Below are 12,339 nucleotides of genomic sequence, written 5' to 3'. Positions count from 1 at the left end.
CTCCCCGTTTTTTAGGCCCAAGGAGCACCCATGCAATTCAGGACAATGAGAAGAAGCAGGCAGCTGCTTTCCCATGAGGAGAGTGAAGCGGTTCTGAAACGAGGAAGCCACGGGATTCTAGCCTGCCTCGGCGACGGGGACTATCCCTATGCAGTCCCGCTGAACTATGTATACTACGATGGAAAAATTTTTCTCCACTCAGCCAAGGAAGGCCATAAGGTGGATGCAATTCTCCATCACCCCAAAGTAAGCTTCACCGTTGTGGATGAGGATACCATCATTGGAAAAGAGTATACCTCTTACTTCCGAAGTGTGATTGTCTTTGGAAAAGCCTCCCATGCAGAAGGCCGGGCTTGGAAGGATGCCTTCCTTGCCATGGCAGACAAATACTGTGCCTCCCAGCCGATTGCAGAGCGCATCGAAAAGGTGGAAACCTGCAGCCAAGCTCTGATCATTGTCATTGAAATCGAGCATTGTACAGGAAAAGAGGCCGTCGAGTATGTGCGGGCAAAAACGGACACTGCTTTGTCCTGCTAATGGAGAATCTTCTCATACAAAGAATAAAAAGCGTCCAAGTGATTGATGCTTTTCCACACGATTGCAAAACTTTATAGTACATTGACCTCATAACGGAGGAATTACCCAGCTATGTTGCAAGCAATTGAAGAAAGAAGAGCCTATCGCGCCCTCGATACCAAACCCATCGCTCAAGAGGTATTGGTGCGTCTCGCCCAAGCCGCCCACACCGCACCTTCGGCCATGAACAACCAACCTTGGCGGTATATCACCGTAACCGACGAAACGATGCTTTCCAACGTCAAGGAGACCCTGTCTCCCGGAAATTACTGGGCGAAGAAGGCCCCCGCGATTGTGGCGGTGGTGACCAACAACGCCTGGGGAATGACCCTTGGGGACCGTCACTTCGCCCCGTTTGAACTGGGAATGGCAACCATGGCTTATCAAATCCAGGCTGTTTCAGAAGGATTGCATGTACACCCCATCGCAGGCTTCAATGCCGACGATGCGAAAAAGGTGCTGGGAATCAGCAAAGACGATACGCTGATGATCATGCTGGTACTCGGCTATCCTGGTTCCGACTCCGAGCTGAACGAGAAGCACAAACAGAGTGAGAGAGGAACCCGAATCCGCATGGAGCTGGAGAAAGTGCATGCATTCAACGCATGGGACGAGAGCCTGAGACCACAGGCAAAGTAGGTATCAAAGGCTGTTACTGCAGATGGACGATCTCCTGCTCTATCGCATCTTTCAGCCGCTCCTCCTCTGTGACAATCATCTCACTCTCCTTGAGAAAGCTGCTTCCTATCATGGAAGCAGCCAATAAGGCGGCAAGGGATGAGAGAAGCATGGGCGAGTACTCGTCCGTAGAGACCAGACTGATCAGCATGATTACGGCACATGAGGCCTGACTGAAGAGCAGAAGAAAGCCTTGGATGACCTCCTCACTGATGCCGATGCCAAGTTCAGCAGCATACTGACTGCCGATGGGTATGGAGGCGAGCAGGGACAGACCTACGATCGAGGCTCCGATCATGGCGATGGCTTCACTGCCGAGCAGGACTGCACCGACTTGCTGGCAGAAAACCAATAAGAGGATGCCGGGAATCGAGCAGACGTTGCAGAATACAAAAAAAAGCTTTCGCCTGCGATAGCGGTCGGAGAGGGCTGGCAGCACAATGGCTCCCACCATGCCACCGGCAAACATTGCGATGCCAAGGAAACCGGTGGAATCGTTGAAGCCCAACAATTCGCTTATTTCATCGATCTTAATGAAGAGTGTCATCAAGACCCCCCAACCAATGGAGAAGATGATCATCAGGCCCTGAAGCGACGGATTCTGATGCATAATCCTGAATGAAGTCCTGAAGCTCTGGTTTCTGGGCACCTGCAGCGTGGAGGAAGGCGTGGGTGGATTCTCACGCATCAGAAATGCCGGGATAAGGGCCAGGATGGAGCTTGCAAGGGCATACACGCCCATCATCCGCTCGAACCCCTGCCCCCAGGCAGGAGCATTGGCACGAGTTACCACCAACAAAGGAGAGAGAATCATGACAGCGGCCAGCGAAAGATATTGGCTTGCCGAGGTGATGCCGACTGCCATCCCGCGTTCTCGGATGGGAAACCATCTCGATACGATTTCAGTGATGCTTGTCAGCACCAAAGCCTGGCCAAGAGCCAGTATGAACTGGCCGAACAGGACGGCGGGGAGGCTGGCGATGTAGAGCCATTTGGTGAGCGAGCCGAAGACAATAAGCCCGCTCGCAATCCAGACAGCCCAACGCAGCCCCAAGCGGTGCAAGAGATAGGAAGATGGGATACTTGCAACCACAAACACCAGGAGAAAGGTCAAGGAGAGCAAATCCACCGGAGATGCATAACGCAACGACAACTGACCTTGATAATAACTATTGGCCACCCTGCCGACGGGGGCAAGGTTCAACCACTGTATCTCCACTGAGAAAATCAGCAGCACGAGACACAGGAGAATCAAGTATCGATATCGGTAGGCTTTCACGCTCTTCATAGGATTAGGATATCCGATACTCTGCAATTTGTATATCTTCTCTGGAAGAAGGGCATACTTTGTCCTATACTCAACGCATGCAAGAAACTTTACAGCTATTGAACAACCGTCGATCGGTACGCGCCTTTGAAGACCGTGCAATTGAACCGGAAGTGCTCACCCTTCTCAAAGAAACCACCCTGCGTGCTCCTACAGCAGGCAATATGGCCCTCTATTCCATCGTCGAGGTCCAGGATCCCTCTAAGAAAGAGCAGCTCGCCCGTATCTGCGACGAACAGAGCATGATCGAGAAAGCTCCTTTGGTGTGGGTGTTCCTCGCCGATATGCAGAAGTGGGTCAACTACTTTCATGAGAGCGGTGCAGTAGAGCGTGCCGATGAGGCGGGCCTTGCCGCCTATAGAAAACCGGGTCTGGGAGATCTGCATCTTTGCATGCAGGATGCCATCATTGCTGCGCAGAATGCCGTGGTTGGTGCAGAAGCCCTGGGTATCGGATCGTGTTACATCGGCGATGTCATCGAGAATTTTGAACAACTCAGGAGTCTTCTCGACCTCAGGCAGTACACAATTCCAGCCTGCATGCTCATCTTCGGCTATCCCAAGGGCAAAGGTCCGGTCAAGCTGACTCCTCGATGTCCCCAGGATGCCGTCTTCATGACGGACCGTTATGAGGAACCTCATATCGAGCAGCTGGAAAGAGCGTACGAACTCCATGAAGAAGACCGACGCAGGAGCCGGTCGCTTCCCTACGAAAACACGGGAACCCTTGCCGATTACTACTACCTCAGAAAACATACCTCGGCCTTCATGGAAGAGATGAACCGTTCCACCTCTGTGATGTTCGATTGGTGGTGCAACGGGTAATTTTCTTGCGTCGCCGGGCCTTTGCCACTACCATATATCCTATGGCGTATACGATTCTTTTGGTTGACGATGAGACAGCAGTACGAGAGGGGATTCGCAGCCGCACCCCATGGGAACGCTACAATTTCTGTGTGGTGGGCGAGGCCGGAAACGGCATCGAGGCTTTGGAGTTGATCGAGGAGCTGCATCCCGATGTCGTAATCACCGATATCAGGATGCCCTACCTCGATGGAATCGAACTCATCCAGAAGATCCGCATCTCCCATCCGACGACGACATTGGTCATCCTCAGTGGGTATGACGAATTCACCTATGCACAACAGGCGATGCGTTACGATGTCAGTGAATATGTACTCAAACCTGTTTCGGTCGAGGACTTGTGCAATCTGCTCAAGCGTCTTGGCAAACATTTGGATGAGGAGATCAAGCGCATCCAGGACCAGGACAGACTCAATCAGGCGTATCAACAGGCCCTCCCGCTTATCAGGGAGAAGTTTCTGGTTTCATTGTTGACTACAGTACACCCATCCTCCGATGCCGCCTTGTTGTCCAAGGCAGCCGAGTATGGATTCAATCTGAGCAAGGATGAATTCATGGTAGCCGTCATCGAAACCGACCATGTGATGGACGACCCGTTGCAGTCGATGGCCATGTTTGAGATTGTTGAACAAGTAGTGAAAAAGGACGATGGAGTATTGCTCTTCCAATTCGAGAACCAGATTGTCATTATTTTCAGCTCCCAAAGCCACGGCCAGGACCATTACGATTCAGTGTTCCGTAAACAAACCTACCGTAAAGCCGAGCAGTTGCAGGCATACCTGCAGAAGTACTCCTTCCAGGCTGTCCTTGGAGTGGGAAACCTCGTACACTCCCCTTCGGCTATCAAGCAGTCGTATCATCAGGCGCTGACAGCCCTCAACTACAGCTCCTGTTACCCCGAGCAATCGCTGTTGTTCATCAGTGACTTGGAGAAGCTGCCGGTCGAGGAGCATCAACAGCAACTGGAAGAGCTGAAGGCCAACGTACTGGTTGCTGTTAAATTGGGCAGCGAGGAACAGGTGACCGAAGCGGTGAACCAACTGCTCGGAGAGCAGCTTGCCTCCCTGAGCCTGGAACAGATGCAGGCACTGCTGTTGGAACTTGCCTTCCTGCTTCAAGACCTCACACACTCATACGGGCATACCCTCTTTTCAGTGGTTGAGGGTGAAGGCAGAAACCTCTTCTCCGAGCTTGCAACCCTCTCAACACTGGGAAAAGCCAGGCGCTACTTCATCCGCCTTTGCCATTTGGTACGGCAATTGATCGCCGGACAAAGGGCTCAGTCTCATATCCAGTTCATCGGCCAGGCCAAGGCCTTGATCGCAAAGCACTTCACAGAACCCGGATTCGGGCTGGAAGAGATTTGTGAAATGATCGGGGTGAGCACTTCCTATTTCAGCTCCACCTTCAAGAAGGAGGTCGGCATCAGCTTTGTACAGTATTTGACTGGCTTGAGAATGGACAGGGCGAAAGAGCTGCTCGTCAAGACCGAGGGAAAGACCTATGAGATAGCACAAGCGGTAGGCTTTGCCGAGCCCAACTACTTCAGCTTCTGCTTCAAACGGCATGTAGGTCTCTCTCCCTCCCAATTTCGGCAGGGAAACCGATGAGCAAGCCCAATCATCCTCACTCCATTAAAACCATACTCACCTTCGCCATCGCCTTTGTTTCCATCTCCTTCACGCTGCTCATCTCCGCCATCCTGTACAGCCAGTTCTCCTCAACCATCCGCGAGAATGCCACCGTCTCCACCAGGGAAATCGTCAGACAGGTAAATGCCAACCTCAACTATTACACAAACGATATACTGACCATCGCCGGCTACGCCCGAGATCTTTCCAAGCAGACCAATGAGCTCTCCCGGACCGAGATCGAGAGGAGGCTCTCCTCAATCGTCGACAGCCGCCAGGACATCGTCTGCCTGCTGCTGTTCGACTTGGAGGGCAATGTACTGCTTTCCACCACCGATGCCCCCCGAAGAGATGCGACTGAGATTGCCAAACAGACGTGGTTCACCAGGGCTTTGGGTGGAGAGGGCAACTTTTATTTCACCGGTCCTCATGTCCAGCAACTCTTTACCTCCAGCTATCCTTGGGTCATCACCTACAGCCAGCAGATCAGCTACACCAATGAGGAAGGAGAGCTCAGCCAAGGTCTTCTGTTGATCGACATGAACTTCAGGACGGTCAGTGAACTGAGCCAGAGCGCCAAGCTTGGAGCAACAGGATACGTGTATTTCATCGACAACAACGGCAAAATCGTGTACCACCCGTACCAGCAACTGATCAACTCCAACTTATTCAACGAAGACCTCGATTCCGCCCAAGAGTATATTTTCGGCACCTTTACGAACACTTTCGAGGGAAGGCAGCGCCTGGTCATCATCGATACGGTGAACAATGCCCGTTGGCGAATTGTCGGGGTGGCATTCATGGACGAGCTGATGGCGGGCTTGGACCAGTATACTACCGTCATGCTCATCGTCCTGGGTTTCTGCATTGTCATCACCATTATTCTGGCACGTACGGTGTCGGCCTATATCAGCCGGCCCATCAGGGAACTCGACAGGTTGATGAACAGTGTGGAACGCGGGGACTTCTCCGCTCCGCCGACGGTGGGAGGAAACCAGGAGGTTGCGGCCCTGTCGCAGACCTTTGCGGTGATGGTCAAACGCATCCGAGAGCTGATGGACGACATTGTGACAAGCCAGGAGATGAAGCGAAAGTTCGAGCTGGATGCACTGCAGGCGAAGATCAATCCCCACTTCCTCTACAACACCCTCGATTCGGTGGTCTGGATGGCCGAACAGAACGATACCGAAGGGGTGATCACCATGATCACCGCTCTGGCAAAGCTCTTCCGCATTTCCATCAGCAAGGGACGGGACATCATCACCCTTGCCGAGGAGCTTGAGCATGTCCGCAACTACTTGATCATCCAGCAGATCCGCTATCAGGACAAGTTTGAGTTCTCCATCACCATGGAAGAGGGGATGGAGAACCTACCGACCATCAAGCTCATCATTCAGCCGATCGTAGAGAACGCCATCTACCATGGGATCAAGTACCTGCAGGAGATGGGCCATATCGATATCAAGGTGTTCAAGAGAAAACCCGGGGCCGTGGTCATCGAGGTGCGTGACAACGGGGTGGGGATGGATGAACAGAAGCTGGCCACCATCCTCAGTTTCGACGGATATCACCCCAAGGGAGTCGGCATCGGGGTAAGGAATGTCCATCAGCGAATCCAACTCTACTATGGTTCGGATTACGGCCTGGAGCTTTCCAGTGAGCTGGATGTGGGGACGCTGGTCAGACTGGTCATTCCCGAACAGAGTCCGATCCAACCGATCAAGGTGGTGCAATCATGAGACGATGCATCCTGATGCTTATCATCCTTTCTCTTCTGGTTGGCTGCTCGAATAAGAAGAGTGAAGCCAATACCTCCTATCGCATTGCCGTCATTACCATGATGCAGGGAGGCGAATTCTGGGGGGCCCTGAAGAACGGTGCCCGTAGCGCCCGCAGCTCCACCGGAGCGGTCCTTGAGTTCCTTGCACCGGTAAATGAATCCGACTACGAGGGACAAATCAGTGCCGTTCAGAGGGCTATAGACCAACAATTCGATGCGATAGTGCTCTCGCCAAGCCATTATACCCGGCTTGAGGATGTGGTTGCAAAGGCACGGAGCTCGGGCATCAAGGTGGTACTCGCCGATACCGCGCTGCGCAACCAGAGCGGGGATTTCCTGATCACCGCCGATTACCGACAGATCGGCAAGGCGATGGCCGAACATGCATTCACCCATTTTCCCGAGGGTGAGCCGATCAATGCCCTGGTCATCGGGTCCATGCCGAATACCACCAGCATGACAAATCTGGTGGAGTCCTTGGTGCAAGCATTCTCCGAACGGGCAAACGCAAGAATCATCAGTGCAACGTACAGCTTTACCGATGAAGCAATCGCTCGTGACATTACGCGCAATGCTTTACTAAGCGATCCTTCAATCAATCTTGTCTTTGCCTTGGAGGAGTACACCGCCCATGGGGTGGCCAATGCACTGGGTGACTCATCGAATATTCATTTCATTGCATTTGGAACAACGCAGTTTGAAATCCAGCTTCTGGAGAAGGGTGTAATCGATGCCTTGGTGGTGGTGAACTCCTTCAACCTCGGCTATCGCTCGGTGATGGCAGCCATCGACTTGCTAAATGGCAACAAGCCTGCCCGAAAGCTGGTCGACTTCGACCTGGTGACCAAGGAGTCGATGTTCAGCGAGGAGCATCAGAGGTTGTTGTTCCAGACATTCCAATGAGTATATCGAGGCAGGATCAAGCCTGCCTCACCCATCTCTTCTTAATATGCATCCCCTATCCAACCGGCCTTCAGGGCGTTCGCCACTTCAGCATCAAAGCGCTTGCATGCTGCAGTAATGCCATCAGGCTGTTTGAAGATGGTGAAAATCCCGGTGACGATGACATTCGCCCCCCGAACGATGCAGGGAGTGAGATTGGGGTAGTTGATCGCCCCGTCCACGTTGATCAAGAAGTCCTGTCCGCTCTCTTTACGCACCGTTGCCAGCCCTTCGACCCGTTTGAGTGTACGACTCATGAACTGCTGTCCTGCAAAACCGGGTTCAACAGCCATCAGGGTGACCATGTCCAGCAAGTCCACATACGGCTCGATGCTTCTGACACTTTGGGATGGATTTACCAGGATGCCGCTTTTTATACCGCTCTTTCGGATCGTCTCCAAGGTCCTGATGACAAAGTTTGTGCTGTCCGAGTGGAAGCTGAGGTAGTCGGCCCCTGCATCGGCAAGCCTTTGGATGTAATCCATCGGATTGGTTACCATCATATGCACATCGAGGGTCAGCTGAGGGTATGCAGCCTTCAAATCAGAGACTATACGGATGGGAAAATAGAGGTTCGGCACATAATGGCCATCCATCAAATCAATATGCATCCAGGTGACGCCGGCATCGACCAGTTCCTGGACGTTGTCCTTCAACTCCAACAGATTGCAGTTTGCCAAAGAAGGCGAGTTTATTACTATGGGTTTCATGGGTACTCCTTTCGGTGCTCAATAGTGCTTCCATGGTACCCAATCCAATTGATTTTTGCCAGTGTGCTTGATGCATGAAAAGAGGCAGGATTACTCCTGCCTCAATACGTGGAAGGGATGCATGACTACTTCTTCTGGACGTATTTCCTTATATCGAAAGAAACCGCCGATACAATGATGACGCCCTTGATGATGTTCTGCCAGTATGGGTTCACCCCGATGAAGGTCAGACCATAGTTGATGAAGCTGAAGATGATTACGCCGGCGATGACTCCGCTCACCGTCCCCACGCCACCGGTGGTGGAAACACCACCCACGACGCAGGATGCAATGGCATCGAGCTCATAGCCGTTTCCATAGTTGTTGGTCGCTCCTCCCGTACGGGCGGCTTCCAGAACGCCGGAGAGGGAGATGAGGAATCCACAGACACCGAAGAGGCCCACCAGCGTCTTGGTGATATTGATGCCGGAGACCGCCGCCGCCTCGGGATTGCCGCCCACAGCATACACGTTCTTGCCGAAAACAGTCTTGTTCAACACGAACCAGACGATGATTGAAACAAGGGCGGCGAAGATGACGATGACAGGAACAAATCCGATGGAACCTGAGCCAAGGTAGGTGAAGTCGGCCCTCAGTCCTCCGATGGGCTGGCTGTTGTTTGGAGGCATGTTGAAGTAGATGGAGTTGATGCCGTAGATGATCAACATCGAGGAGAGGGTTGCAATGAAGGCCGGAACCTTGAATTTTGCAACAATCAGACCGTTCATCATTCCAAAGAGTGTTCCAACAAATACTGCAAGCAGAATCGGGAGGATGATGGGAATCTGGCCCAGGTCAGGGTAAAAACGCCTGACGTAATCTGCAGTCTGCAGCATGGAGGCGGACACAACTGCAGCCATACCGACCAAACGTCCACCGCCGAGGTCGACACCACCGGTAAGGATGACAAACATCATGCCCAAGGCCATGATGATTTTCGTCGAGCTCATCATCAGGATATCCCGAAGCACCTGAAGGCGCAGGATGCGCGGATTGATGATGGCGATCACGATGACCAGCATCAGCAGTACAAGAAAAATTGCCTTGTCCATGACGAACTGCTTCAGACTTTTTTTATTCAATATCGATTTACCAATGCCTTGCATGCTTTCCCCCTACCCGACGTACTTTGTCGCCAGTTCCATAATCTCTTCCTGGCTTGTTTTCTTGCTGTCCACGACACCCGCCACACGACCTTCACTCATGACTACGATTCGATCGGTCATACCCAAGAGTTCCGGCATCTCACTGCTGATCATAATCACGCCCTTGCCTTGTGCTGCAAGCTCTCGCATGATGACATAAATCTCATACTTGGCCCCGACGTCGATACCACGCGTCGGTTCGTCAAGAATGAGAATCTCAGGGGTGGTGAGCAACCAACGGGCAAAAAGCACTTTCTGCTGGTTTCCGCCGCTCAGGCTCTTGATCAAGGTTCTCGCCGACGGCGTCTTGATATCCAAATCCTTGATGCTCTTCTTGGTGTCCTCAGCCATCTTTGCGGCATTGAGAAGCCCGCTCTTGTTCACATATGAGGCAATGTTGGCAATTACCAAGTTCTCCTGCACAGACAGAACAGGGAAAATTCCCGTCGCTCTACGCTCCTCGGTGAGCAGGGCCATCCCCAGTCTCTTGGCATCATAGGCATTGTTGCAGTGCACCGGCTTGCCCTTCAGGTACAACGTTCCTTCACTGTGGAGCCTCAAACCGAAAACGGCCTCCATGACTTCGGTGCGTTGGGCTCCGACCAAACCGCCGATTCCCAAAATCTCGCCTTTATGCAGGGTGAAGGAAACATCCTTGAAGCTTCTGGGGTTCGGCGAGGTGTAATTTTCAACCCTGAGTAATTCAGAGCCGATGTTGCTCTCAGCCGACGGGAACCGATGAGTCAGGTCACGACCTACCATTCTCTTGATGATGGTGGCGGTGGTCAGTTCGCTGGAGGGCCAGGTACCGACATATTTGCCGTCACGCATGATGGTCACTTCGTCGGAAATCTTCAAGATTTCTTCCATTTTATGGGAAATGTAGATGATCGCAACCCCGCGATCCCTTAGAGAGCGGATGATGGTGAACAGATGTTCAACCTCATTCTCCGTCAGGGAGGAGCTCGGTTCATCCATGATGATGATTTTTGATTCATAGGAGACCGCCTTTGCAATCTCGACACTCTGGGCCTTGGAGACGGAGAGCGTACGCAGCAAATCGGTCGGCTGTATGGTGGTGAGATTGAGCTCCTTCAACAAGGAAGCGGTCATCTCGTACATTTTCTTGTGATCCACAACGGGGCTCTTCGATCCCCCGATACGTGGGTACCGGCCGAGCCAAATATTTTCCATCACCGACCGGTAGGGTATGAGATGGAGTTCCTGGTGAATCATGGAGATTCCCAGGTTCAGTGCCTCTTTGACACTGGCAATGTTGACGGGCTGCCCATTGAAGGCTATATCACCCTCATCCATGGAGTACAAGCCGAACAGGCACTTCATCAAGGTGGACTTGCCTGCTCCATTCTCTCCCATCAAGGCATGCACTGTTCCCGGCCTTACTTTCAAGCTCACGTCGTCCAAAGCCTTTACGCCGGGGAACGCCTTGGAAACATGGTTCATTTCTAATACATACATGACTTCCCTCGCCTCCCCGGCTTTCCCGGGGTGTAGTCCCTTTAAAAAACCCTCCGGATCATCGAGCAACCCGGAGGGGGAATTCCTGCATTTCAAACGTTATTTGAACTGCTTGTAGTTCTCCTTGGTGACCTTCTGGTAGGGAACCCATACGTACTTTCCATCAGTAATCTTGTAGCCGATGGAAGCATCGGTGGGGGTGATTCCCCTTGCCAAATCATACGAGAGCATGAAGGTTGCACGGCCCTGGTTGACAGCGTCGTTGAGGACGGTGCCCAGCAGAGTGCCTTCTTCGAGAGCCTGGAGAGCAGGAGCGGTGGCGTCAACACCAACGACAGGCATGAACTTTCCGTCCTTGAAGTAACCGGCAGCCTTAAGGGCTTCGATTGCACCAAGAGCCATGTCATCATTGTTTGCAAAGACTGCTTCAATCTTGTCGCCCTGGCTGGCGATGAAAGCGGCCATCTTTTCCTGGCCCTTTACACGATCCCACATGCCGGTGTCTTCAGCAAGCTTCTGCACCTTGATTCCGTTGTCCTGCAGATTCTTGATGGAGTATTCAGTGCGCAGCTCTGCGTCCTGGTGGCCGGGTTCGCCCTTGAGCATGACATACTGCAGAACGCCGTCGCCATTCTTGTCCATGGACTTGTTGGCCTTCCAATAGTCGGCGATGATCTGACCACTCATGGTACCGGACTCTTCAGCACGAGCCCCAACGTAGTAGATCTTGTCCCACTTTGCCATATCCTCAGCCAGCGGTTCACGGTTGAAGAATACTACGGGAATGTTGGCTTTCTTAGCCTTGTCGATGATGACACCGGCGGCGGTGCGGTCGACAGGGTTGATCTGCATGGCTTTCATTCCCTTGGTGATGAACAGGTCGACCTTCTCATTCTGAGTGGCCTGGATGTTCATGGAATCGACGACCTCAACCTTTGCATCAGTCTCGGCGGCAGCGGCGGTGATGGCATTGCGGACACCGGTCATGAAGGTGTCATCGAACTTGTAGATTGCGCATCCGATTTCAACACCTTTACTCTCACCTTGCCCTTGGGCGAAGACAGGAGCAACGAGGACGAGTGCCAAGCACATTACGACCATTAACTTTTTCATAGATCCCTCCTAATGGATTTTCTCTGTATCCAGTTTTGCATGGTCATAGGAGGCCG

11 protein-coding genes are annotated in these 12,339 nt (G+C 52.5%); 6 read left to right on the top strand and 5 right to left on the bottom strand.

Annotated features, from left to right (window positions below):
• Nucleotides 1-30 precede the first annotated feature (30 nt).
• A complete protein-coding gene (locus MUG09_RS00430) occupies nt 31-537 on the top strand; it encodes a pyridoxamine 5'-phosphate oxidase family protein (RefSeq protein WP_244772612.1) in 507 nt (168 codons plus the stop codon).
• A 111-nt stretch (nt 538-648) separates the two neighbouring features.
• Entirely contained in the window at nt 649-1,215 is a 567-nt protein-coding gene (locus MUG09_RS00425) for a nitroreductase family protein (protein WP_244772611.1), read from the top strand.
• 13 nt (nt 1,216-1,228) lie between these two features.
• On the opposite strand, the gene MUG09_RS00420 is transcribed toward MUG09_RS00425, so the two are convergent.
• A complete protein-coding gene (locus tag MUG09_RS00420) occupies nt 1,229-2,542 on the bottom strand; it encodes an MFS transporter (protein WP_244772610.1) in 1,314 nt (437 codons plus the stop codon).
• A gap of 77 nt (nt 2,543-2,619) precedes the next feature.
• Between MUG09_RS00420 and MUG09_RS00415 the strand changes: the two genes are divergently transcribed.
• From MUG09_RS00415 to MUG09_RS00400, 4 genes are read left to right on the top strand one after another with little or no spacing between them, the layout of a single operon-like run.
• Nucleotides 2,620-3,405: a nitroreductase family protein gene (locus MUG09_RS00415; RefSeq protein ID WP_244772609.1), complete on the top strand. Its 786-nt coding sequence runs from the start codon at nt 2,620-2,622 to the stop codon at nt 3,403-3,405.
• Between the two features lie 41 nt (nt 3,406-3,446).
• Complete coding sequence (locus tag MUG09_RS00410) at nt 3,447-5,054, top strand: response regulator (protein ID WP_244772608.1); 1,608 nt, start codon at nt 3,447-3,449, stop codon at nt 5,052-5,054.
• Complete coding sequence (locus MUG09_RS00405) at nt 5,051-6,814, top strand: cache domain-containing sensor histidine kinase (RefSeq protein ID WP_244772607.1); 1,764 nt, start codon at nt 5,051-5,053, stop codon at nt 6,812-6,814. Before MUG09_RS00410 ends, MUG09_RS00405 begins: the two co-directional genes overlap by 4 nt.
• Complete coding sequence (locus MUG09_RS00400; RefSeq protein WP_244772606.1) at nt 6,811-7,758, top strand: substrate-binding domain-containing protein; 948 nt, start codon at nt 6,811-6,813, stop codon at nt 7,756-7,758. Before MUG09_RS00405 ends, MUG09_RS00400 begins: the two co-directional genes overlap by 4 nt.
• A 41-nt stretch (nt 7,759-7,799) precedes the next feature.
• Here MUG09_RS00400 and MUG09_RS00395 read toward each other — a convergent pair whose 3' ends face one another.
• The 4 genes from MUG09_RS00395 to MUG09_RS00380 all read right to left on the bottom strand — a co-directional run bounded on the left by MUG09_RS00395 (nt 7,800) and on the right by MUG09_RS00380 (nt 12,283).
• Complete coding sequence (locus MUG09_RS00395; protein ID WP_244772605.1) at nt 7,800-8,507, bottom strand: ribulose-phosphate 3-epimerase; 708 nt, start codon at nt 8,505-8,507, stop codon at nt 7,800-7,802.
• Between the two features lie 125 nt (nt 8,508-8,632).
• Nucleotides 8,633-9,652: a galactose/methyl galactoside ABC transporter permease MglC gene (mglC, locus tag MUG09_RS00390; RefSeq protein WP_244772604.1), complete on the bottom strand. Its 1,020-nt coding sequence runs from the start codon at nt 9,650-9,652 to the stop codon at nt 8,633-8,635.
• 9 nt (nt 9,653-9,661) lie between these two features.
• A complete protein-coding gene (locus MUG09_RS00385) occupies nt 9,662-11,170 on the bottom strand; it encodes a sugar ABC transporter ATP-binding protein (protein WP_244772603.1) in 1,509 nt (502 codons plus the stop codon).
• A gap of 99 nt (nt 11,171-11,269) precedes the next feature.
• The gene (locus tag MUG09_RS00380; RefSeq protein WP_244772602.1) at nt 11,270-12,283 is read right to left on the bottom strand and encodes a galactose ABC transporter substrate-binding protein; all 1,014 of its coding nucleotides are present in this window, start codon (nt 12,281-12,283) and stop codon (nt 11,270-11,272) included.
• Nucleotides 12,284-12,339 lie beyond the last annotated feature (56 nt).

Origin of the sequence: Sphaerochaeta associata, assembly GCF_022869165.1 — a bacterium.
Classification (GTDB): domain Bacteria; phylum Spirochaetota; class Spirochaetia; order Sphaerochaetales; family Sphaerochaetaceae; genus Sphaerochaeta; species Sphaerochaeta associata.
Note: the sequence above shows the minus strand (reverse complement) of the source record. Positions and strands in the feature narration are given on the sequence as shown.

Coding starts and splice junctions, on each gene's coding strand:
- MUG09_RS00430 (WP_244772612.1), top strand. CDS start 31: ATGCAATTCAGGACAATGAGAAGAAGCAGGCAGCTGCTTTCCCATGAG.
- MUG09_RS00425 (WP_244772611.1), top strand. CDS start 649: ATGTTGCAAGCAATTGAAGAAAGAAGAGCCTATCGCGCCCTCGATACC.
- MUG09_RS00420 (WP_244772610.1), bottom strand. CDS start 2,542: ATGAAGAGCGTGAAAGCCTACCGATATCGATACTTGATTCTCCTGTGT.
- MUG09_RS00415 (WP_244772609.1), top strand. CDS start 2,620: ATGCAAGAAACTTTACAGCTATTGAACAACCGTCGATCGGTACGCGCC.
- MUG09_RS00410 (WP_244772608.1), top strand. CDS start 3,447: ATGGCGTATACGATTCTTTTGGTTGACGATGAGACAGCAGTACGAGAG.
- MUG09_RS00405 (WP_244772607.1), top strand. CDS start 5,051: ATGAGCAAGCCCAATCATCCTCACTCCATTAAAACCATACTCACCTTC.
- MUG09_RS00400 (WP_244772606.1), top strand. CDS start 6,811: ATGAGACGATGCATCCTGATGCTTATCATCCTTTCTCTTCTGGTTGGC.
- MUG09_RS00395 (WP_244772605.1), bottom strand. CDS start 8,507: ATGAAACCCATAGTAATAAACTCGCCTTCTTTGGCAAACTGCAATCTG.
- mglC (WP_244772604.1), bottom strand. CDS start 9,652: ATGCAAGGCATTGGTAAATCGATATTGAATAAAAAAAGTCTGAAGCAG.
- MUG09_RS00385 (WP_244772603.1), bottom strand. CDS start 11,170: ATGTATGTATTAGAAATGAACCATGTTTCCAAGGCGTTCCCCGGCGTA.
- MUG09_RS00380 (WP_244772602.1), bottom strand. CDS start 12,283: ATGAAAAAGTTAATGGTCGTAATGTGCTTGGCACTCGTCCTCGTTGCT.